General features: G+C 73.9%; 20 protein-coding genes. 12 read left to right on the top strand and 8 right to left on the bottom strand.

Features of this window, described 5'->3' with window-relative positions; all coding sequences use genetic code 11:
* Nucleotides 1-3 precede the first annotated feature (3 nt).
* Nucleotides 4-648 (bottom strand): 2'-5' RNA ligase family protein, encoded by a 645-nt coding sequence (locus Cba03nite_RS37570; RefSeq protein ID WP_203757030.1) that lies wholly within the window; start codon nucleotides 646-648, stop codon nucleotides 4-6.
* A complete protein-coding gene (locus Cba03nite_RS37575) occupies nucleotides 645-1,013 on the bottom strand; it encodes a VOC family protein (protein ID WP_203757034.1) in 369 nt (122 codons plus the stop codon). The genes Cba03nite_RS37570 and Cba03nite_RS37575 overlap by 4 nt, the downstream gene beginning before the upstream one ends.
* Before the next feature lie 86 nt (nucleotides 1,014-1,099).
* On the opposite strand from Cba03nite_RS37575, the gene Cba03nite_RS37580 reads away from it, so the two are divergent.
* On the top strand, nucleotides 1,100-2,620 hold the full coding sequence (locus tag Cba03nite_RS37580; RefSeq protein ID WP_203757035.1) for an aldehyde dehydrogenase family protein: 1,521 nt from the start codon (nucleotides 1,100-1,102) through the stop codon (nucleotides 2,618-2,620).
* 103 nt (nucleotides 2,621-2,723) lie between these two features.
* Nucleotides 2,724-3,578 carry a phosphotransferase family protein gene (locus Cba03nite_RS37585; RefSeq protein ID WP_203757036.1) on the top strand — a complete coding sequence of 285 codons (855 nt, stop codon included), beginning with the start codon at nucleotides 2,724-2,726 and terminating at the stop codon, nucleotides 3,576-3,578.
* 25 nt (nucleotides 3,579-3,603) lie between these two features.
* On the opposite strand, the gene Cba03nite_RS37590 is transcribed toward Cba03nite_RS37585, so the two are convergent.
* Nucleotides 3,604-4,572 (bottom strand): S41 family peptidase, encoded by a 969-nt coding sequence (locus Cba03nite_RS37590; RefSeq protein ID WP_203757037.1) that lies wholly within the window; start codon nucleotides 4,570-4,572, stop codon nucleotides 3,604-3,606.
* A 155-nt stretch (nucleotides 4,573-4,727) separates the two neighbouring features.
* Between Cba03nite_RS37590 and Cba03nite_RS37595 the strand changes: the two genes are divergently transcribed.
* Nucleotides 4,728-5,252, top strand: coding sequence for an ArsR/SmtB family transcription factor (locus Cba03nite_RS37595; RefSeq protein WP_239126314.1), 525 nt, complete (start codon nucleotides 4,728-4,730; stop codon nucleotides 5,250-5,252).
* A gap of 75 nt (nucleotides 5,253-5,327) precedes the next feature.
* A complete protein-coding gene (locus tag Cba03nite_RS37600) occupies nucleotides 5,328-7,493 on the top strand; it encodes a SulP family inorganic anion transporter (RefSeq protein WP_203757038.1) in 2,166 nt (721 codons plus the stop codon).
* Between the two features lie 74 nt (nucleotides 7,494-7,567).
* Here Cba03nite_RS37600 and Cba03nite_RS37605 read toward each other — a convergent pair whose 3' ends face one another.
* Nucleotides 7,568-8,473, bottom strand: a complete 906-nt coding sequence (locus tag Cba03nite_RS37605; protein ID WP_203757040.1) for a LysR family transcriptional regulator — start codon at nucleotides 8,471-8,473, stop codon at nucleotides 7,568-7,570.
* Between the two features lie 115 nt (nucleotides 8,474-8,588).
* Here Cba03nite_RS37605 and Cba03nite_RS37610 point away from each other — a divergent pair, with 115 nt between their 5' ends.
* Together Cba03nite_RS37610 and Cba03nite_RS37615 are read left to right on the top strand one after the other, a co-directional pair.
* Complete coding sequence (locus Cba03nite_RS37610; protein ID WP_203757041.1) at nucleotides 8,589-8,996, top strand: RidA family protein; 408 nt, start codon at nucleotides 8,589-8,591, stop codon at nucleotides 8,994-8,996.
* Nucleotides 8,993-9,844, top strand: a complete 852-nt coding sequence (locus Cba03nite_RS37615; protein WP_203757042.1) for an NAD(P)-dependent oxidoreductase — start codon at nucleotides 8,993-8,995, stop codon at nucleotides 9,842-9,844. Before Cba03nite_RS37610 ends, Cba03nite_RS37615 begins: the two co-directional genes overlap by 4 nt.
* A gap of 108 nt (nucleotides 9,845-9,952) precedes the next feature.
* Here Cba03nite_RS37615 and Cba03nite_RS37620 read toward each other — a convergent pair whose 3' ends face one another.
* Nucleotides 9,953-10,483, bottom strand: a complete 531-nt coding sequence (locus tag Cba03nite_RS37620) for a dihydrofolate reductase family protein (RefSeq protein WP_203757043.1) — start codon at nucleotides 10,481-10,483, stop codon at nucleotides 9,953-9,955.
* A gap of 205 nt (nucleotides 10,484-10,688) precedes the next feature.
* Between Cba03nite_RS37620 and Cba03nite_RS37625 the strand changes: the two genes are divergently transcribed.
* Nucleotides 10,689-11,117 carry an STAS domain-containing protein gene (locus Cba03nite_RS37625; RefSeq protein ID WP_203757044.1) on the top strand — a complete coding sequence of 143 codons (429 nt, stop codon included), beginning with the start codon at nucleotides 10,689-10,691 and terminating at the stop codon, nucleotides 11,115-11,117.
* On the opposite strand, the gene Cba03nite_RS37630 is transcribed toward Cba03nite_RS37625, so the two are convergent.
* A complete protein-coding gene (locus tag Cba03nite_RS37630) occupies nucleotides 11,004-11,981 on the bottom strand; it encodes a sigma-70 family RNA polymerase sigma factor (RefSeq protein ID WP_203757074.1) in 978 nt (325 codons plus the stop codon). The two genes, Cba03nite_RS37625 and Cba03nite_RS37630, sit on opposite strands and share 114 nt — an antisense overlap.
* A gap of 68 nt (nucleotides 11,982-12,049) precedes the next feature.
* Here Cba03nite_RS37630 and Cba03nite_RS37635 point away from each other — a divergent pair, with 68 nt between their 5' ends.
* The 3 genes from Cba03nite_RS37635 (at nucleotide 12,050) to Cba03nite_RS37645 (ending at nucleotide 16,010) form a co-directional block, all read left to right on the top strand.
* Nucleotides 12,050-14,416, top strand: coding sequence for a glycoside hydrolase family 95 protein (locus Cba03nite_RS37635; RefSeq protein WP_239126315.1), 2,367 nt, complete (start codon nucleotides 12,050-12,052; stop codon nucleotides 14,414-14,416).
* A 129-nt stretch (nucleotides 14,417-14,545) separates the two neighbouring features.
* Nucleotides 14,546-15,226, top strand: a complete 681-nt coding sequence (locus Cba03nite_RS37640) for a GNAT family N-acetyltransferase (RefSeq protein ID WP_203757046.1) — start codon at nucleotides 14,546-14,548, stop codon at nucleotides 15,224-15,226.
* A 130-nt stretch (nucleotides 15,227-15,356) separates the two neighbouring features.
* Nucleotides 15,357-16,010: a histidine phosphatase family protein gene (locus tag Cba03nite_RS37645; protein WP_203757048.1), complete on the top strand. Its 654-nt coding sequence runs from the start codon at nucleotides 15,357-15,359 to the stop codon at nucleotides 16,008-16,010.
* A 133-nt stretch (nucleotides 16,011-16,143) separates the two neighbouring features.
* On the opposite strand, the gene Cba03nite_RS37650 is transcribed toward Cba03nite_RS37645, so the two are convergent.
* Nucleotides 16,144-17,109, bottom strand: coding sequence for an NAD(P)/FAD-dependent oxidoreductase (locus Cba03nite_RS37650; protein ID WP_203757075.1), 966 nt, complete (start codon nucleotides 17,107-17,109; stop codon nucleotides 16,144-16,146).
* Between the two features lie 79 nt (nucleotides 17,110-17,188).
* On the opposite strand from Cba03nite_RS37650, the gene Cba03nite_RS37655 reads away from it, so the two are divergent.
* Entirely contained in the window at nucleotides 17,189-17,779 is a 591-nt protein-coding gene (locus Cba03nite_RS37655) for a helix-turn-helix domain-containing protein (protein ID WP_203757050.1), read from the top strand.
* Nucleotides 17,780-17,781: 2 nt separating this feature from the next.
* Here Cba03nite_RS37655 and Cba03nite_RS37660 read toward each other — a convergent pair whose 3' ends face one another.
* Nucleotides 17,782-19,452, bottom strand: a complete 1,671-nt coding sequence (locus Cba03nite_RS37660; protein WP_203757052.1) for a glycoside hydrolase domain-containing protein — start codon at nucleotides 19,450-19,452, stop codon at nucleotides 17,782-17,784.
* A gap of 380 nt (nucleotides 19,453-19,832) precedes the next feature.
* On the opposite strand from Cba03nite_RS37660, the gene Cba03nite_RS37665 reads away from it, so the two are divergent.
* Complete coding sequence (locus Cba03nite_RS37665; RefSeq protein ID WP_203757076.1) at nucleotides 19,833-21,671, top strand: ABC transporter ATP-binding protein; 1,839 nt, start codon at nucleotides 19,833-19,835, stop codon at nucleotides 21,669-21,671.
* Nucleotides 21,672-21,681: the final 10 nt, after the last annotated feature.

Below are 21,681 nucleotides of genomic sequence, written 5' to 3' on the forward strand. Positions count from 1 at the left end.
GGATCATGGCACGCCCGCCGGGGCGAGCGGGATGCGGGCCACGGGGGTCCAGTGGTACGAGGCGGTGCGCAGGTCCTGGGTGACGTCGAGCAGGTGCACGGCGCGCACGGTGAGGGCGGCATGGCTGGGGCGGACCTGCTGGCGCAGGGCGGCCTGGACCCGGCCGGAGTCGCCGGTGCCGGTGGCGTAGGCGAGGGTCAGGTGGCCCGGCATCGCCTCGTACGCGACCGCCTCGGACCCGAGCACGCCGGAGATCGCATCCCGGCAGCGGGCGTGCACCGTGTGCAGCGGCTGTCCGGGCAGGTCACCGTCGAGATCGGCCAGCACGACGGTGACGCTGGCCAGCGCCGATCCGGCGGTGAGGGTGAACGCGGGCACGTCCGCGAGCGCCTCGGTGAGCCGGTCGGTGAGCTTGGCGCGTTCGCCGGGGCCGATCTCGGCGGCGGGGATGCCCATCACCGGCTGGACCGTGACGTGCAGCCACGGGTCGGGCACGGGCGCCAGGAACGGGAACGGCGCCATCGCCGCCCGGCAGCCGTGCACCAGCCGGGCCAGGTCACGGTCCTGTGCGAAGTCCGGCAGCAGGTACACGTGCAGCCGGGTCCAGCCCGCGGGCCAGACCCGCCCACCGGTCAGGAAGGGTTTCACTTCCCGCGCGGCGGCTGCCACAGCTCGAAGCGGTTGTCCTCGGCGTCGTACGCCCAGCCGAACCGCCCGAACTCCCCGTCCTCGACCTCGTCGGCGACCTTGACCCCCGCCTCGCGCAGCTGCGCCAGCATGGCGTCCAGGTCGTCCACCCGATAATTGATCATGTATGGCTGCTCGGGCCGCCCGAGGTAGTCGGAGTCCTGCTCGAAGACCGACCAGGCCGTCGAGCCGCCCGCGTGCCAGCGGAAGGTGAACCCGCCCCACTCGCTCACGTCGATGCCGAGATGCTCGGCGTACCAGGCCCGCAGGGCTGCGGCATCGCGGGCGCGGAGGAACACCCCGCCGATTCCGGTCACTCGCTGCATTCGGACATTCTGACATGAAAGTCCAGAGAGCGCCGGACCTTGGCGGGCGGGCCCGGCGGGAGCATGATGCTGGCATGCTCTCATCGATGATCGACGGCGTTGCGGTGGCCGGCGGCGCGCGCGTGCAGGACAGCCGCAACCCGGCCGACCTCGCCGACGTGGTCGGGCAGGTCGCGCTCGCCGACGCGGACACCGTGACGGCCGCCGCCCGCTCGGCGCACGCCGCGCAGCGCGCCTGGGCGGACGTGCCCGCGCCGGTGCGCGGCCAGGTGATCGCGAACATCGGCGCGCTGGTCGAGGCGAACGCCGAGGCACTGGCCCGGCTGGTCACCCGCGAGATCGGCAAGCCGCTGGCCGAGTCCCGGGGCGAGGTGCAGGAGATCGTGGACACCTGCCGCTTCTTCCTGGGTGAGGGGCGGCGCCTCTACGGCCAGACGGTGCCCTCGGAGATGCCCGACAAGCAGCTGTTCACCTTTCGCGAGCCGGTCGGCACCGCCATGATCATCACGGCGGGCAACTTCCCCGTCGCCGTACCCTCCTGGTATCTGGTGCCCGCGCTGCTGTGCGGCAACACGGTGGTGTGGAAGCCCGCCGCGTACGCGGCCGTCGCCGCCGACGCGCTCTACCAGCTGTTCGTCCGGGGTGGACTGCCCGCCGGGGTGCTCGACCTGGTGCAGGCCGACGGCCCCGAGACCTTCGCCGGGCTGTCCGCCGCGCTGGACGCGGGCCTGGTGCAGAAGGTCGGCTTCACGGGCTCGACCGAGGTCGGCCGCGCGATCGGCGAGCTGTGCGGGCGCCACCTGCAGAGCCCCTGCCTGGAGCTGGGCGGCAAGAACCCGATGGTGGTCACCGAGGACGCCGAGCTGGACCTGGCCGTCGAGGGCGCGCTGTTCGCCGGGTTCGGCACCGCGGGCCAGCGCTGCACCTCGCTGGGCACGGTGCTGGTGCACGAGTCGGTGCACGGCGAGTTCCTGCGCCGCTTCGCCGCGGCGACCGCTGCCGCCGCGATCGGCGACCCGACCCGCGAGGTGCTGTACGGGCCACTGCTGGACGAACGCTTCGCCAGCTCGTACGAGAAGTATCTGGGCTGGATCGAGGGCGGGCACCGGGTGCTCGGCGCGTCCGGCCGGATCACCGCGGACAACCCGCGCGCCGGGTTCGTCGGCGACCCGGCGGCCGGCCTGTACTACCACCCGGTCGTCGTGGACGGGGTGCGGCCCGGCGACGCCCTGTTCGACAACGAGACGTTCGGCCCGATCGTCGGCGTGACCGCGTACCGCTCCCTGGACGAGGCGATCGACCTGGCCAACGCCCCCGGCTACGGGCTGTCCAGCGCCATCTACACCACCGATCCGGCCAAGGCGTTCGCGTTCCGCCGCGGCATCGGCGCGGGCATGGTCAGCGTGAACAACTCCACCTCCGGCGCCGAGGCGCACCTGCCCTTCGGCGGCAACGGCCGCTCCGGCAACGGCAGCCGCCAGTCCGGCATGTGGGTCCTCGACCAGTTCACCCGCTGGCAGGCGATGAACTGGGACTACTCCGGCCGCCTCCAGAAAGCCCAGCTGGAGGTAGCCGTCCTCCCCGCCGACCTCGACTTCCGTTTGTAAGGAAGGGCACCTTCTTATCGTTATCCGTAGAGGAAGGGCACCTTCTTAACCGCTCGCGGAAACGGGTGTGCGCGGCGGCGGGGTGAGCTGCGATCGTGTGACGATGCAGTCGTACCCGCCGCCGTCCGCGCAGACCCTGGCCTGGCTGCGCGAGGCGCTGGGCGTGGCCGTCGCCGCGACGGCGCCGCTGACCGGTGGTATCTCGCAGGCCGTCGACGTGGTGGACACCGCCGACGGGCGGCGGTACGCGCTGCGCCGCTGGTGCCGCCCAGGCTGGCAGGCCGACGGCCCGTGGTTCACCCCCGAGAACGAGGCGGCGGCGCTGACCTCGCTGTCGGGCACGGGGCTGCCGGTACCCGAGATCGTCGCGCTCGACCCGGCCGGGGCCGAGGCCGGGCACCCGGCGCTGCTGATGACCTGGCTGCCGGGGGAGATGCTGCCCAGCGCCACCCACCGCGACGCCGCCGTCCCGCCGCCCACCCCGGACATGCTCGCCCGGCTCGTCGAGGCGGCCCACGCGATCCATGCCGTGGACGGCCGCGGCGTGGCGCCGTTCGAGCCGTACGTGGTGCTCGCCGAGGCCCGTCCGCCGGCCGCGAGCACCCGTCCGGAGCTGTGGGAACGCGCGATCGCGGCGGGGCTCGCGGCACCCGCCCCGGCACGGACCACCCTGGTGCACCGCGACTACCACCCCGGTAACACGCTGTGGCGGGACGGGACGCTCACCGGCATCGTGGACTGGACCAACGCCTCCCGCGGAGCGCCCGGCTACGACTTCGGCTACCTGCGGGTCAACCTGCTCATCACCTACGGCCAGGAGTACGCCGACTCGCTGCTGCCGCTGCTGGACGGGCAGGACCCGGCCGGCGACCTGGCCGCGTTCCTCGACATGGAGTGGGAGGGCCCGCACGCCGCGCCGCTCCCGGTGATGGAGTCCTACCTGGAGCGCCTGGTCTAGCCGAGGCGTTAAGAAGGGCACCTTCCTATACGGAAAGCGTTAAGAAGGTGCCCTTCCTTATCGCGGTTTGGGCTTCGGTGGCGGAGGGGCCGTCGGTGGCGGCTACCTGTTCCAGGGCGGCGCGGTACGCGGTGGGCAGGGCGTCGTCGGCGGGGACGGGGAGGTCGGGGACGACGCCGGTGCCCTCCCAGTTGGTGCCGGTGGCGGGGTGGATCGCGCGGGCGACGGGGATGGTCGCTTCGAGGTGGGGGTGCAGGCGGAAGGCTTCGCGGGGGTGGGCGCCGCCGCGGGTGCGCTCGCCGACCAGGGTGCCGCGGCCGGACTGCTGCACGTCGTAGGCGAGCGCCTCGCCGCCGGAGAAGGTGGCCGGGCCGGTCAGCACGTAGAGCGGCTTGCTACGGCCGAAGCGGCGGCCGGGCACGTGCGCCGACGTCCACGACTGGCGTACGCGGTCGGTGGCGCGCTCGTAGGTGCCGGTCAGCTCGACCGGCTCGTGGTCCCACAGGTAGCTCATCAGCAGGGCCACCGCGGACGGCTCGCCGCCGAGGCAGCCGCGCAGGTCGACGATGAGCGCCCGGGTCGGCGCGAGCAGCGTCAGCGCCGCCGCGTACACGTCGCCGACCAGCGCCGCCGGGAAGATGAGCGGCTGGATCTCCAGCAGGCCCACGTCGCCGGGCAGGCGCCGGGCGCCCGCGACGCCGCCGCAGGTGCGCTCGGCCCACTCGGCCATCGCCGCGTACTCCGCCGCCTCGTCCTGCTCGGCCCGCTCCGGCTGGGGCTCGTCGTGGTGCACCAGCCGCAGGTGCAGGTCGCCGTTGACGGCCTGGAGGTCGGCGGTGACGGCGGCGGCGAGGGCGGCCGGGTCGGCGGGGTAGCCGGCGGCGGCACCGGCCAGCCGTGCGGAGATGGCGGCGGCGGCGTCGGGAAAGACGTAGTGCTGCTCGACAAGCGTGCGCAGGCGGTCGATCACGCTGTCCGTCTCGGTCTTCTGCATGGCACCAGGGAAGCACGCCGTCCGACCAAGCGTCAAGAGTTCTTGACGCTTGGGTGCGCCGGGCGGCACACTGGTGTGGGGACGGCAGGTATTGCCTCCGCATCCCCCAGGTTTCGAGCCGTCCGGCAGTACACCCACGGCGCAGGAGGCGTGACATGACGAGCGAGGCCGTCGGCGACGGTGACGAGGTGATGCCGGTCAGCGCGGCCGAGCAGCACAAGGCGCTGGCCCACCCGATGCGCCACCGGCTGCTGTTCGCGCTGGAACGGCCCGCCACGGTCAGCGGGCTCGCCGCGTCCCTGCGTACCAACAAAGGGAACGTCGCCCACCACCTGAAGGTGCTGGCCGATGCGGGGTTGGTGCGACCGGCCGGGACCCGGACCGTGCGCGGCGGCACCGAGCAGTACTACGCCCGCGCCGCGAAGGCCCTGCATTACACCGGGCCCGGCGCGGCGGGCACCACCACGGCCGCTTTCCAGGCGCTCGGCGAGGAGATCGCCGCCGCGCAGGACCCGCTGCTGGTGCTGCGGCACCTGCGGCTGACCGAGGCGCAGGTCCGGGAACTCACCGCGACGCTCACCGCGCTGGCCCGCGACACGCCTGACGCGGGCGACGGCGCGACCCGCTACGGGCTGCTCGTCGGCCTCTACGAAGCCCCGGGGCCACACAGCCAACAGTGATCTCCCCATCAGCGTTTTCACAGCTTACGGCCGTTGAGGTGTGGAAGTACGCGAGCAAGAGGGGGTACGCGGGGGATGAGCACTGTGTGGCGGGAGCGGCTGCGGGCGGACGTGCCGGCCTCCCTGGTGGTGGTGCTGGTGGCGCTGCCGCTGTCGTTGGGCATCGCGGTCGCGTCCGGTGCGCCGGTCCTGGCGGGACTGATCAGCGCCGTGGTCGGCGGGGTCGTGGCGGGCGCGCTGGGCGGGTCGGCGGTGCAGGTCAGCGGCCCGGCGGCCGGGCTGACCCTGATCGTGGCGCAGACCGTGGCGACCTTCGGCTGGCGCGGGGCGTGCGCCATCACGATGGCGGCCGGGCTGCTCCAGCTGCTGCTGGGCGCGGCCCGGGTGGCGCGGGCCGCGCTGGCCGTCTCCCCGGCGATCATGCACGGCATGCTGGCCGGGGTGGGCGTCGTGATCGTCCTGTCCCAGCTGCACGTGCTGCTCGGCGACGCGCCGCAGGCCTCCGCGCTGGCGAACCTGCGCGCGCTGCCCGGCGAACTGCTGCACAACCACACCCCGGCCGTGTTCATCGGCGTGCTGACGCTGGCCGTGCTGTGGGGCTGGCAGATGCTGCCGCGGGTCTCCACCTACGTCCCGGCGCCGCTGGCGGCCGTGGTCATCGGCACCGCCGTCGCCGCGTTCACCGGCTGGGAGCTGCGGCGCGTCGACATCCCCGACGACCTGCTCGCGTTCGATGCCGGGCCGCTGTGGCCGGACGCGACCGCGCCCACGATCCTCGCGGCGGTCGGCGCGGTCGCGCTGGTCGCGAGCGTCGAGTCGCTGCTGTGCGCGGTGGCCGTGGACCGGATGCACGACGGCCCGCGCGTCAATCTGGACCGGGAGCTGGCCGGGCAGGGCGCGGCCAACGTGGTCGCCGGAGCGCTGGGCGGGCTGCCGGTGGCGGGTGTCATCGTGCGGTCCACCACCAACGTGCGGGCCGGGGCGCGGTCGCGGCTGTCCGCGGTGCTGCACGGCGTGTGGATCCTGGCGCTGGTGCTGGCCGCCGCGCCGGTCATCGAGCTGATCCCGCTGCCCGCGCTGGCCGCGCTGCTGGTCTACACCGGCGTGAAGATGGTCAACCTGACCCACGCCCAGCAGGTCCACCAGCACCGGGAGATGCCGGTCTACGTGCTCACCCTGGTCGCGGTGGTGGTGCTCGGGCTGTTCGAGGGCGTGCTGGTCGGCATGGTCTGCGCGCTGCTGCTGTCGGTCTGGCGGCTCACCCACGCCACCGTGCGGGCGTACCACGACGAGCACGGCTGGCACGTCGCCATCGAGGGCTCGCTCACCTTCCTCGCCGTACCGAAGCTGACCCGGGCGCTGGCCGAGGTCCCGGCGGGCACGCCGGTCGCGGTCGAGCTGAACGCCGACTTCATGGACCACGCCGCGGTCACCGCGCTACACGACTGGCGCACCGGCCACGAGCGCGGCGGCGGCACCGTCGAGGTGCACGAGCTGCACCACCACTGGTACGCCGAGGCGATCACCGGCCAGCGCCCACCGGCCCGCAAGGTGCACCCCACCGCCTGGCTGCTGCCCCGCATGCACCGCGCCGTCCCCTCCGGCGCCCGCGAGCGCCTGACCCGCGGCGCCCGCCTGTTCCACCGCCACGGCGCCCGCCGCGTCGGCCCCCTGCTCGCCGAGCTGGCCCGCACCGGCCAGCAACCCACCCAGCTCTTCATCACCTGCGCCGACTCCCGCATCGTGCCCAGCCTCATCACCGCCACCGGCCCCGGCGACCTGTTCACCGTCCGCAACGTCGGCAACCTGGTCCCCCGCCACGGCGACGACCACGACGGCAGCGTCCACGCCGCCGTCGACTTCGCCCTCCAGGTCCTCCAGGTCCGCACCATCACCGTCTGCGGCCACTCCGGCTGCGGCGCCCTAGCCGCCCTCCTCCGCCCCGACCCCCACCCCACCCCCATGCCCCACCTGCGCCGCTGGCTCCACCACGCCCAGCCCAGCCTGCACCGCACCGACCCCCACCCCACCTCCCCCGGCGACCACCTAACCCGCCTCTGCCAGCAAAACGTGATCCAGCAACTCGACCACCTGATGACCTACCCACCCGTCGCCGAGCGAGTCCACGACGGCCGCCTCGACCTCGTCGGCATGTACTTCGACATCGCCGCCAGCCAAATCCACCTCCTCGACCCCCACCACCACACCTTCACCCCCGTCTCCTCCCCCACCCCCCACTGACCCGCCCCTCTCCCGCGCCGATCTTGCGTGGACTGTGGGTGCGACACGCACCTTTCGGGCTTATCCCACACAGTTCACGCAAGATCGACGTGATCTTCAGGGCGGGCGGCGGCGAGGAGCGCGGCGGCGAAGGCGGCGGCGGGGGTGCCGGTGGCGTCGGGGGTACGCAGGGCGGCGTAGACGTTGCGGGTCGGGGGGTCGCGCAGCTCGCGGACCGCGATGTCCGGGCGCAGCGCGGGGACCAGCAGGCCGGGCACCAGCGTGACGCCGAACCCGGCCGCCACGAACGCCTGCTTGCCCAGCCAGCCGCCGCACTCGATGTCGATGCGTGGGGTGAACCCGGCCCGCCCGCACGCGCTGACCAGCATCGCGGCCGCCCCCGCGTAGTCCTCGACCCACGTGTCACCGGCCAGTTCGGACAGGTCGACGACGTCACGTCCGGCCAGCCGGTGCCCGGCCGGCAGCGCCGCGTACAGCGGGTCGTCGCGCAGGTGGAGCAGGCGTACGCCGTCGTGCGGGGGCAGGCCGGGCGGGTAGTCGGTGACCACGGCCAGGCCGAGTTCGCCGTCGAGCAGGCGGGGCAGCAGCTGCGGGGTGACGCCCGCCGCGAAGACGACCCGGGCCTGCGGGAACGCGGCGGTGTACGCGGTCAGCGCGCGCGGCATCAGATCCGCGGTGACCGTCGGCACCGCCCCGACGCGCAGCGGCACGGACTGGAGCCCGCCCGCGGCGGCCACCTCCTCGGCGGCCCGCTCGGCCCGGGACAGGATCACGGCCGCGTGGCCCAGCAGCACGTCCCCGGCGGGCGTGGGGCGTACGCCGCGCGCGTGCCGCCGCAGCAGCGGGCTCTTGAGCTGCGCCTCCAGCACGGCGATCTGCCGGGACACGGCCGACTGGGTGTAGCCGAGGGCCTGCGCCGCGGCGCTGATCGAGCCGAGCCGGCACACCTCATGAAACGAACGGAGCGCGGTGAGATCCACGGCGGCCATGCTAGCTGCGGCTATGACGGACACGCATGGCTCGCATCGCGATCATGCGCTGGTGCGATGGCCACGCTCGGGACAGGATGGTCGGGAACCCGAGGACAGGAGAGACATGCCGCACGTCGTACGCGTCCGCGCCCCCGAAGGCGTGGCGCAGGCCCCCGGTTACAGCCACACCGTCTGGGGCACCGGCCGGATCGTCGCGATCGCCGGTCAGGTCGCCATGGACGAGCAGGGTCAACTGGTCGGGCCGGGCGACCCCGCCGCGCAGGCCCGCCAGGTGTTCGAGAACCTGCGCCGCTGCCTGGCCGCCGCCGGGGCGACCTTCGCCGATGTGATCAAGCTGAACTACTACGTGGTCGACATCGGCCACCTGCCCGCGGTCCGCGCCGCGCGGGACGCGGCCATCCCCGCCGACCAGCTGCCCGCGAGCACGGCGGTGCAGGTGGTGGCGCTGTTCGACCCCGGTTACCTGATGGAGGTCGAGGCGTGGGCGGTCGTGCCGGAGGACCGGGCATGACGCGCGTCGCGGTGTGCGGGCTGGGCCGGATGGGCACGGCCATGGCGCAGACGCTGCTCGCGGCCGGATACCCCGTCACGGTGTGGAACCGCACCCCGGCGGCCGCGGCGGACCTGGCCGGGCAGGGCGCGGTCCCGGCGCCGAGCGCGGCGGAGGCCGCCGCCGGGGCGGAGACCGTGGTGCTGATGCTGTTCGACGGCGCCGCCTGCGCCCAGGTGCTGTCCGGACCGGACGGGGTGCTCGCCGGTGCCGCGCCGGGCACCCTGGCGATCAACCTGAGCACGATCGGGCCGGAGGAGTCCACGGCCCTCGGCGCGCAGGCCCGCGCGGCTGGGCTGCGCTACGTCGAGGCGCCGGTGCTGGGGTCGGTGCCCGCGGTGCGGGCCGGTTCGCTGAACATCCTGGCCGGTGGCACGGCCGAGGATGTCGCCGCGGCCACGCCCGTGCTGTCGGTCTGGGGGAAGCCACGCCACACCGGAGACGTGGGTACGGCCACCGCCCTGAAACTCGTGGCGAACCTCGCGCTGGGCGTCGTCGCGGCCGGCATGCGCGACGCGGTCCGCCTCGGCGAGGACTTCGGCCTGCCCCGCGAACTGGTGCTGGACACCCTCGCCGTGGGCGCGTTCGAGCGCATCGCGGGCCGCAGCCGCGAGCGCCTCGGCGCCGACGACTACGACGGCGCCCCGTTCACCCTCGGCGCGCTGGCCAAGGACCTCGATCTCGCCCTGTCCCGCGCCCGCCGCCCACTCCCGGTCGCGGCCGCCGCCCGGGACACCGCGCGGGACGGGGTCACGCACGGCGACGCCGACTCCGACATCGCCGCGCTCGCCCGCACCACCGTCCGCTGAGGCGGTAGGGGCGGGGCGAGTCGCGGTTCATGTCGGCGCGGCCGCCCTTCGGGTACGCCGCCCAGAGCACTTGGTGCTCACGGGTGGTTCCTCTCGGACGGTGCGGGATCAGGCGCGGGTGTAGGTCAGGTTGAGCACGCCGGTCTTGAAGGTCTCGGACCTCACCAGCGTCAGCGGGACGGTCTCGCCCTCGTCGAACAGTCGCTCGCCGTGCCCGACCCAGATCGGGTGCACCATCAGGTGCAGCTCGTCGAGCAGCCCGGCCCGCAGCAGCGAGCGCACCAGGACGAGGCTGCCGGTGATGCCGATGGTGCCGTCGCCCGGCTCCTCCTTGAGCGCGCGGACCCCGTCGAGGTCACGCACGATGGTGCTGTTCTGCCAGGTGGCCTCCTGCAGCGTGGTGGACACGACGACCTTGCGCGCGTTGTTCATCTGCGCGGCCATCTCGTCCTCGCTGTTCGGCCAGTACGCCGCGAAGCCCTCGTAGGTGGTGCGGCCGAGCAGGGTGACCTCGGCGTCGGACATGAGCGCGCCGACGGCGGCGCCCATCTCGTCGTTGAAGTACGGGAAGTGCCACGTCTCCGGCGCCTCGGCGACGCCGTCCAGCGACAGGAAGATGCCCGCGACGATCTTGCGCATGATGACTCCTCTGGGTCGTCCCGCGCCCTGCCTCGGTGGCTTGGCGTCGGTCTCACCCGGTCAGACGAGCGGCCCCGCCGGAACTCATCGGTCCCCCGAGAAAAAACTTGTCGGTGGAAGTGCGGGCCGCCGCGGCGATGAGTACAACGGGCAGGAGCCGTCTGATGTACGGGGGCACCGCGGGTGCTCCGTGGAGGAGGCGGCGGTGGGCGCGCACGGTCGGGAGTCGTACACGGTGCTGGTCCTCGGCCCCGTGGTGGGCGCGGGCGACCTCGCCGGACTGTGCGCGCTGGTGGACGAGGCCGCCCGGGGCACGCCCGACGGGGACCTGCTCGTGGTGCTGTGCGACGTCAGCGCGCTGACCCGCACCGACCTCGCGACGCTGGACGTGCTCGGCCGGCTGCGCCTGCACGCCGTACGGGCCGGGGGCACGCTGCGGCTGTGGCGGGCCGGCCCCCGGCTGCGGCTGCTGCTGGAGCTGACCGGGCTGCGCGCGGTGCTCCCGTCGCACCCGGACGGGTCAGCCGACGAGCTCGGCGGGCTCGTCGCGCAGCAGCACGGGCGGCAGCCCGAACAGCGGGAACAGCCGCTCGGTGTCGAGGAAGTTGTTGACCCCGGCGATCCGCCCGGCTGAGATCTCCAGCACGATCAGCGCCCACGGCTCGTGCCGGCCCGGGTCGTCGGTGGGCCGGTACTGCCCGAAGGAGGGCAGGCCGCTGGCCCCGGCGACGGGCACCAGGCGCGAGCCGCGGCAGCCGCAGCCGAGGCCGAGCATCCACTCGCGGATGTCGGCGAGCCCGCGGAACCACAGGTCCAGCGGCGGCATGGACAGCGTCGCGTCCTCGTGCAGCAGCTTGGCCAGCGCCTCCATGTCGTAGCTCTCGAACGCGGAGACGTACCTCGTCAGCAGCGCGAGCTGGTCCTCGTCGGTCGGCGCGAGGGTGTCCGCGGCGGCCGGGCCGAGCGCGGTCAGGGTGGCGCGGGCCCGTTGCAGCGCGCTGTTGACCGAGGCCACGGACAGGCCGAGCAGCTCGCCGGTCTCGGCCGCGGTCCAGGCCAGCACCTCGCGCAGCACCAGCACCGCGCGCTGCTTGGGCGGGAGATGCTGCAGCGCGGCGACGAACGCCAGGCGGACGCTCTCCCGGGCGACGGTCAGCTCGGCCGGGTCGGCGTGCTCGGGCAGCAGCCGGTCGTCGGGGGCCGGGCCGACCCACACCGACTCGGCCAGCGGCACCGGCGCCGCGGTCACCTGCGACGGCGTGCCCGCCGAGGCGAGGTCCATGGGCCGGGCCCGGCGCTGCGCGCTGCCGAGCATGTCCAGGCACACGTTGGTGGCGATGCGGTAGAGCCAGGAGCGGACCGCCGAACGGCCCTCGAACCGGTCGAAGCTCTTCCAGGCGCGGATCAGGGTCTCCTGCACGGCGTCCTCGGCCTCGAACGCCGAACCGAGCATGCGGTAGCAGTACGCCGTCAGCTCGCGCCGGTGGCTCTCCAGCATCTCCTCCACGTTCCGCAACCTACACCCGCGCTCCGACACGGAACCGCATCCGCCACTAACGTGTGCGCGTGATCTGGTACGGCACACCGGCCTCGGACTGGGAACGCGAAGCGCTGCCGATCGGCAACGGAGCCATGGGCGCGATGGTGTTCGGCGGGGTGGGCGGCGAGCGGCTGCAGTTCAACGAGAAGACGCTGTGGACCGGCGGTCCCGGCGCCGACGGCCACCGCCACGGCGACTGGGCCGGACCCCGGCCGGACGCCCTGGCCACGGCGCGCGCCCGGATCGACGCCGCCGGGCGGCTGGCCAACGACGAGGCGGTGGCGCTGCTGGGCGAGCCGCGGCGCGGCTTCGGCGCGTACCAGAACTTCGGCGACCTGCTCCTCGACCTGCCCCACGGCGACGCCGCCACCGGCTACCGCCGCGAACTCGACCTGGCCGACGCGCTCGCCCGCGTCCGCTACGAGCTCGACGGCGTCACCTACACCCGGGAGTACTTCGCCAGCCACCCGGCCGGCGTGATCGCCGGACGGCTCTGGGCCGACCGGCCGGGCCTCCTGTCGCTGACCGTGCGGATCGCGCCCGCCCAGAACGGAGCCCACCTGACAACGGAAAGGAGGGGCACCTTCTTATCGTTTTCCGAGGTAGAAGGTGCCCTTCCTAACCAGGGTCGGCTCACGGTGCGCGGTGCGCTGGCGGACAACGGTCTGCGCTACGAAGCCCGGGTGGGCGTGCTCGCCGAGGGCGGCGAGCTGACCTGCGAAGGTGACCGGATCAGCGTCACCGGCGCCGACAGCGTGGTGTTCGTGCTGGCCGCGGGCACCGACTACGCCGACGTGTACCCGCACTACCGGGGCGCCGACCCGCACGCGCGGGTGTCCGCCGCGGTCGAGGCCGCCGCCGCGCGTGGCTACGCCGAGCTGCGCGACGAGCACGTCGCCGACCACCGGGCGCTGTACGGCCGGTGCCGCCTCGACCTCGGCGGCACGCCGCCGGACCTGCCCACCGACCGGCTGCTCGCGCGGGGCGGGCCGGGGCTCGCCGAGCTGCTCTTCGGGTACGGCCGCTACCTGCTCATCGCGTCGTCACGGCCCGGCTCGCTGCCCGCGAACCTGCAGGGCGTGTGGAACAACTCGAACCTGCCGCCCTGGTGCGGCGACTACCACGTCAACATCAACCTGCAGATGAACTACTGGCTCGCCGAGACCACCAACCTCGCCGAGACGGCCGGGCCGCTGTTCGCGTTCATCGACGCGCTGCGCCCGCCGGGCCGGGCCACCGCACGGCTGATGTTCGGCAGCGACGGCTGGGTGGTGCACAACGAGACGACCCCGTACGGCTTCACCGGCGTGCACGACTGGCCGACGGCGTTCTGGTTCCCCGAGGGCGCGGCGTGGCTCTGCCAGCACCTGTACGAGCACTACCTGTTCAGCCTCGACGAGGAGTTCCTGCGGGCGCGGGCGTATCCGGTGCTGCGCGAGGCGGCCGAGTTCTGGCTGGCCAACCTGCATACCGACCCTGACGGCAGCCTGGTCGCCTCGCCCAGCTTCTCGCCCGAGCACGGCGAGCACGTCGCCGGGGCGGCCATGTCCCAGCAGATCATCGGTGACCTGCTCACCAACACCCTCGACGCGGCGCGGAACCTGGACACCGACCCGGAGCTGCGAGAACGGCTGGAGTGGACGATCGAGCGGCTCGATCCCGGGCTGCGGGTCGGGTCGTGGGGGCAGCTGCAGGAGTGGCGGGCCGACCTCGACGACCCCGCCGATGAGCACCGGCACGTGTCCCACCTGTTCGCGCTGCACCCCGGGCGCCGCATCGGACGGCTCGGGCCGGGCGGGGACGGCGCGCCGGCCGGCGACGAGGCGCGGCTGGTCGAGGCGGCGCGGGTGTCGCTGGCCGCGCGCGGCGACGGCGGCACGGGCTGGAGCAAGGCGTGGAAGGTCTGCTTCTGGGCACGGCTCGGCGACGGCGACCGGGCCTACCGGCTGCTGAGCGAGCAGCTGCGGCACAGCACGCTGCCTAATCTGTTCTGCGACCACCCGCCGTTCCAGATCGACGGCAACTTCGGCGCGACCGCCGGCATCGCCGAGATGCTGTTGCAGAGCCACCGGTACGGCGTGATCGAGGTACTGCCCGCGCTGCCCGCCGCCTGGCCGGACGGCTCGGTCACCGGCCTGCGCGCCCGCGGCGACGTCACCGTCGACCTCACCTGGCACGACGGTCAGGCCACCGACGTCGTCCTCACCACCGGCCGGGCGGGCACCGTGACCGTGCGCACCACACTCGCCCAGGTCACCGATCTCACCACCGGCGCGCCGATCCCCGCCCACCGCGACGGCCTCCACCTGACCTTCCCCACCTCACCCGGTCATCGCTACCACCTCGCCACCGCCCCGGGGTCCGCCTCCACCGGGCGTACCCTCCCTGCTTGATCACGGTCTCGTGGCAGAACCTGAGGCGTGGCCTCACTTTCTGACACGAGACGGCGATCTTCCTTCCAGCGCAACCACAGCGTGGCGGCACCCCGGTATTCCCCCTCCGCCGACGTATCCTTCGGGGCGATGGACAGCCGTGAGATCTGCACCGACCGCCGCCTCGCCGACTTCCTCGTCGCCTACCTGGGCGCGTGGCCGGACGAGGAGGGACTGACCGTCGTCGGCAGTGACGAGCGGACCCGCCCCGGCTGGGACGGCACCGTACGTGACGTCGTCGGCGTGGCCACCCCCACCGGCGGCGTGCTCTCCGTGCGGCCGTCTGTCGCCGATGCGGTACGCGCTGCCGTGCCGACCTGGGCCGACGTGCCCGCCCGGCTGCCCGCCGCGCTGGACCGGCCCGACGCGGTCGTGTTCTCCGGCGTGTTCCGCTGGACCATGGACCCGGCCGCGCTGCCGGACGTGGGGGAGTGGGTGCCCGCCCTGGACCCGCGGGTGCCGCAGTGGCTGCACCCGTTCGGCGGCCAGGTGCTGGTCAGGTTCGACGAGGACGGCCGGTACGCCGCCGGGGTCGGCATCAAGCGCCACAACAGCGCGGGCATGGAGATCTCGGTCGGCACCGAGGAGGCGCACCGCGGGCGCGGCCTGGCCACCGCGCTGGTCGCCCAGGCCGCCCGCTGGATCATCGCGGCCGGCGCCGTGCCGATCTACCTGCACGACCCGGCGAACATCGCCTCCGACCGCACCGCCCGCAGCGCGGGCTTCCCCGACCTCGGCTGGCGCATCATCGGCGTCGGCACTCCTCGCTGACCCACGGCGGTCCTGAGCACACCCGGGCCGGTGTCCGGGGTCGTCCGGATGTGGACACGGCACGTGACCGGCCGCACACGATCCGATGTGATCGGCGGGTCCAGCCATCCGGCAGCGAAGGAAGCACCGCATGACCACCCTGCACGCTGAACTCGTACTCGTGCGTCACGGTGAGGCCGTCTGCAACGTCACCGGGGTCGCCGGCGGCGAGCGCGGCTGCACCGGGCTGACCGAACTCGGCCGCTGGCAGGCGGCCCAGGTCGCGGCCCGGCTCGCCCGCGAGCACGCGGACCGCCCGTTCGACGTGCTGTACACCAGCCCGCGCCGCCGGGCGGCGGAGACGGCCGCGGCCATCGCGGACCGGCTCGGCCTGCCCGTGCTCGCCGAACCCGGCCTGCGCAACCCCGACCACGGGTCGGCGGACGGGCTGCCCTGGGCGCAGGCGCGGGCGGGGCTGACCGGGTCGGCCCGCCACCACCCGGACCGGGTGCCCGCGCCCGGCGCCGAGACGTGGAACGGCTACCTCACCCGCTCGGCCACCGCGCTGCGCACGATCATCGAGCGCCATCCCGGCCGCCGGATCCTGGTCGCCGGTCACCGCGAGACCGTCGAGACGGCGCAGCTGGCCATGGTGTGCCACCCGGACTGCGCGGGCAGGGGCCCGGTCGGGGTGGTCGCCGACCACACGGGCGTGACCCGCTGGCGCCACGAGACCGACCGGCACGGCTACGGCACCTGGCTGCTCGCGGTGCACAACGACATCGGCCACCTGGCCCCCGACTGAGCGGCCACGCCGTGGCGGCCCTGGAAGGAAGATCGCGGTCTCGTGTCGGAAACCGAGGCCACGCCACAGGTTCTGACACGAACTCGCGATCATGCCGCGATCGCACGCGGCGGTGGTGAGGCGGAGGCCTCGATCACGCCGGGAGTGCGGCGAGCCGGTGGGCGGCCACGGCCTGCGCGGTCTCCTCGGTGACCAGGTCGGCGTTGATCTGGGCGGCCGCGGCGGCGCCCGCGGCCGCGGCGGAGCCGACCTGGGCCACGAGGTCAGCCGCGTTGCCGGCGACCCACACCCCGGGCACGTCGGTGCGGCCGGACGGGTCGGCCGGCAGGTGCTCGCCGACGCCCGCCGGGTGCGGCACGGGCCGCAGGCCGAGCCCGTCAAGGAAGCCCAACCGCGCGACCATGCGCGTCGCCACCGCGACCACCTCACGCGCGACCAGCGTGCCGTCGGCGAGCCGCACCCCGGCCAGCCGGTCGCCGCCGACCTCGACCGCCGCGACCTCACCGGACACGACGGGGATGCCGCGTGCGGCGAGCTGCTCGGCCTGCTCCTCGGTCGGCGGCACCAGGTGCGCGAAGTACGTCACGTCCGCGCTCCACTGCCGGAACAGCAGCGCCTGGTGCACCGACATGGGCCCGCTGCCCAGCACGCCGACGGCCCGGTCGCGCACCTCCCAGCCGTGGCAGTACGGGCAGTGCACCACGTCCCGCCCCCAGCGCTCGCGCAGCCCCGGCAGCTCGGGCAGCTCGTCGACCAGGCCGGTCGCGACGAGCAGCCGCCGCGCCCGGACGGCCCGGCCGCCGGCGAGGATGACGGTGAACCGGTCGCCGTCGCGGCGCACGTCCTCCACGGTGCCGGACATGACCTGGCCGCCGTAGCCGCGCACCTCGGCCCGGCCGCGGGCCAGCAGTTCCGCCGGGGGCATGCCGTCGCGGGCCAGCAGCCCGTGCACGCCGTCGGCGGGGGCGTTGCGGGGCGCGCCCGCGTCGATCACCACCACCGACCGGCGGGCCCGGGCGAGCATCAGCGCCCCGCTCAGCCCGGCCGCCCCGCCGCCGACGACCACCACGTCGTACTCGTCTCTCCACTGCTCGGTCATCGTGACCACCTCCACGGCAACCATGCGAGCTGCCGTACGAAAGTGGCAAAGTTTGTTGCCGTCCTGGCAAGCTAGATGCATGGCGGATGAAGACGAGCAGACCCTGGACGGTGTCGGCGCCCGGCTGCGCGCGCTGCGCCAGCAGCGGGAGACCACGCTGGCCGAGCTGTCGGCCGAGACCGGCATCTCGGTGAGCACGCTGTCCCGGCTGGAGTCCGGCAGCCGCCGGCCCACGCTGGAGCTGCTGCTGCCGCTGGCCCGCGCGCACGGCGTCACGCTGGACGAGCTGGTCGACGCCCCGCCGACCGGTGATCCGCGGGTGCACCTACGGGCGGTCTCGCATCACGGCATGACCATGCTGCCGCTGACCCGGCGCGCGGGCGGCATCCAGGCATACAAGATTATTATTCCGGCCGGCAAGGGCAGGCGGGAGCCGGAGCCCAAGACGCACGAGGGTTACGAGTGGCTGTACGTGCTCAACGGCCGGCTGCGGGTGGTGCTCGGCGAGCACGACCTGGTGCTCGCGCCGGGCGAGGCGGCGGAGTTCGACACCCGGGTGCCGCACTGGTTCGGCGGCGCCGACGGCGAGCCCGTCGAGTTCCTCAGCCTGTTCGGCCGCCAGGGCGAGCGCGCCCACCTGCGCGCCCGCCCCAGCAGCCCCCGTTCGTAGGGTCAGACGCGGGTGAACCGGACCGCGTCGGCGATGACGTACCCGGTGCCGCTGGTCCACCGGCTCACGCCGACCTTGTCGCCGTCCCCGGCGGCCAGCGTGAACACGCCCAGTGACACCCACTGCCCACCGGTGAGCCGCTGGTTCACCTGCACCGACTGGTTGCCGCTGCTGGTGGCCACGATGAACGGCGTCATGTTGTTGTAGCCGGGGTCGGCCGGATACCAGACGGCGACCTCGTAGGTGTCCGTCGCCGGGATGTTCGCCTTGAACCAGGCCACGTCGCTGGACGAGACCGGGCTGGCGAAGCGGTAGTCGGCCCCGAACCGCTGCGCGGAGAACGCCGAGCTGCCCCAGTTGGCGCTGGCGGTGAACCGGCCGCCGGTGGCGTTGTCGACGGTGACCGTCCACTCCTGCGACGGCGGCGTCTGGTCGGTGGACACGTCGAGGTAGTTGCGGTCGATGTGCATCGTCACCCCGCCCCAGGTCTCGTTCACGTCCCCGGCGTACTGGTGCAGCCGCTGGTGGTTCGCCCAGTACGCGTCGTCGCAGTAGGTGCCCGCGTCGGTGTCGGCCACGCCGTTCCACCACGCGATCCAGAGCTGGTCGATCCTGGTGTACGCGGGATTGTCGTGCTCGGCGCACACGTCGCGGATGCCGGACGAGCCGCTGGAGTACATGCCGGACAGGTAGCCCCGGGCGTGCAGCTGCTCGGTCCAGCCGGACAGGAACGACAGCACCGCGGCCCGGCACGACGCCGTGGTCGGGTAGTGCTCGATGTCGTTGTAGATGGTGCTGCCCGCGCCGATGCCCAGCGCCTGCGCGGCGCTGACCGCGCTGTTCGCGGCGGTGACCCCCTGCGAGCGGGCGGTCGTGGTGTTGCTCGACATCTTCGGCGTACGCGTCCCGCACGGCGCCTGGTAGCCCAGCTCGATCGGGATGAGCCGCCAGCCGTTGTTGGTCTGGTTGGTCACCCAGGTCGCGGTCAGGTTCGGCTGGGCGCAGGAGCGGCTGGTCCCGCTGATGTAGATGCCCACGGCGCGGTACGGCGAGCTGTTGCGCCACGCGTTCATCGCGGACTGGGCCGGGGCGGTGCAGGTGTCGAAGCCCTTGCCGGTGTACGTGCCGGGCTGCGGCCCGGCCGCGGCGAGCGGGGCGGCCGCCGTCGTGGCGGCGCGGGGCGCGGCGGCGGGCACGGCCGCGCGGGTGAGGGACGCCGAGCCGAGCACGGTGCGCACGGCGGCCTCGGTGTCGGGGGTCTGCACGGCGGTGACCAGCACGCCCGCGCCGCGTACCGCGACGGTCACGGTGTCCGCGCCGGCCGGCACGGCCGCGACGGCGCCGGTGGCGGGGGTGGCCGCGGCGGCGCGCTCGGCGTTGGCCGCGCTGAACGGTTCGATGACGAGCCCGGCGGTGCGGCCGCGCAGGCCGGCCGGGCAGGAGGACTGGTCGCCGATGCGGCCGAGGTAGACGGCGGGCCGGTCGAACCGCACGCACGCGGCCGGGTCGGCGTCGAGGTCGACGACCGTCCAGGCGGCGGGCACGGCGACCCGGTAGCCGCGGTAGGTGACGGTGCGCGTGGCGTCGGCGGTGGCCGCGGCGGCGGGCGCGGCGGCGATCGCGAGGGTCGCCGCGGCGGTGAGTCCCGCCATCCGCGCAAGGATCCTGCTCATCCGGACTCCTTGAAGGTTTTCTTGCTCCGATGGGAGAAAGTTGGAAGGTTTTTACCACACATCGACACCGGTGGGTAGAGATCCGCGTCGTTCCGGCGCGAGGACCTGCTCGCGGAGAAGAGAGATCGCCATCTCGTGTCGAGAAGTGCGGCCAGAGCGCAGGTTTCGACACGAGACGGCGATCTTCGCGCGATGGTCGTGGGTGCGCTTTGCCCTGTCCGTCAGGATCGGATGAGTGATCCAGTCACCATCGTGGATGGCGGATACGCTCGCGGTACACCGCCCGGCAGGGCGGTGACGGGGAGGGAGCCGCCGTGTCCGCGCCGTCCGAAGCCGCCGAGCCCGGCCCCGCCGCCTCGGTCCTGCCCGAGCTGCGGGTGATGTGGTGGGAGGAGGGCGTCCGTGCCCGCGCCGAGGCGGGACTGCGGGCGGTGGCGCAGGCGCTGCCCCGGCTGGTGCGCACCGCGTTCCGCATCGCGTGGCAGGCCGACCGCGCCCGCACCGCGATCGTGCTGACCTGCACCCTGGTGGCCGGTGCGATGTCCACCGCGGGCCTGTTGGCCACGCAGCAGGTGCTGGTGGGCCTGTTCAGCGCCGGGCCGACCCCGGACCGGGTGTCCGCGGCGCTGCCCGCGCTGGCGCTGCTCGCGGGCGCGGCGGCGGTCCGCGCGGGCATGGGCATCGCCACCGGGTACGCCCTCAACGGCCTGACTCCCCGGGTTGACCGCACGGTGCAGCGGCGGCTGTACGAGGCGACCACGGCGGTGCGGCTGGACGCGTTCGACGAGGACGCGTTCGCCGACGACATGGAGCGCGCCGGGCGCGGCATGGACTCGGTGATCGGGCTGGTCAACGCGACGATGGCGCTGGCCGCCGGGGCGATCGGGGTGCTCTCTGTCGCGGTGGCGCTGGTGGTGGTGCACCCGCTGCTGCTCGGCGCGATGCTGCTGGCCACCCTGCCCAACGCGTGGTCCGCGCTGCGCGCCGGGCACCTGGAGTATCAGACGTACGTGGCGGGCTCGGTGCGCCGCCGCCGGCTGTGGATCCTGAACCGGCTGATGGCCGACCGGCTGACCGCCGCCGAGCTGCGCGCGTACGGGCTGCGCGGCTTCCTGCTGGGCCAGTTCGACACGGTGATGGAGACCGAGACCCGCATCCAGCTCGACCTGGCCCGCCGGGTCACCACCACCAACGCGCTCGGCGCGGTGACCGGCGGCCTTGCGTCCGGCGCGGTGTACGTGCTGCTGGGCTGGCTGCTGCTGAGCGGCTCCATCCCGCTGGCGGCGGCGGCCACGGCGGTGATCGCGCTGCAGGCGGCGCGGCACTCGCTGAACACCGTGACGTACCAGGTGGACACGCTCTACACCGAGGGGCGGCACTTCGACGACTACACCGGGTTCATGGAGCGGGCGCGGGGGCACCTGCCGGCGGGCGACGGGCAGGGCGAGGCCGGGCCGCTGCGGGAGCTGCGCGTGGAGGCGGTGCGGCTCAGCTATCCCGACCGCGACCGGCCCGCGCTGGACGAGGTGAGCCTGACCGTGCGGGCCGGGCAGACGGTCGCGTTCGTGGGGGAGAACGGGTCGGGCAAGACCACCCTGGCCGCGGTGCTCGCGGCCCTGCGTACCCCCTCGTCGGGTGGGGTGAGCTGGAACGGGACGCCGCTGCCGGAGCTGGACGCGGGGCGGCTGCGGGCCCGGATCGCGGTGGTGTCGCAGGACTACTGGAAGTGGCCGTTCAGCGCGGGGGTGAACATCCGGCTCGGCGACCCGGACAGCCCGGCCGATCAGGAGCGGGTCGAGGCCGCCGCGCGGCGCGCGGTGGCCCACGACATGATCATGCAGCTGCCGTTCGGGTACGACACACTGCTGGACCGGACCTTCGCCGACGGGCAGGACCTGTCCGGCGGGCAGTGGCAGCGGATCAGCGCGGCGCGCGGCTTCCTGCGCGACGCCGACCTGCTCATCATGGACGAGCCGTCCTCCGCGCTGGACCCGCGCGCCGAGGACGCCCTGTTCCAGGCGATCCGCGACCGGCAGGGCACGCTGACCACCATCCTGATCACGCACCGGCTTGCCAACGTGCGCCACGCCGACATGATCTACGTCCTGCACGAGGGGCGGCTGGTCCAGTCGGGGCGGCACGCCGAGCTGATGGCGGCGGGCGGCCGGTACGCCGAGCTGTTCACGCTCCAGGCGCAGGGCTACCTCGACCCGGCCTGAACCGCCCATA

Origin of the sequence: Catellatospora bangladeshensis, assembly GCF_016862575.1 — a bacterium.
In the GTDB taxonomy this organism is placed as follows: Bacteria; Actinomycetota; Actinomycetes; order Mycobacteriales; family Micromonosporaceae; genus Catellatospora; species Catellatospora bangladeshensis.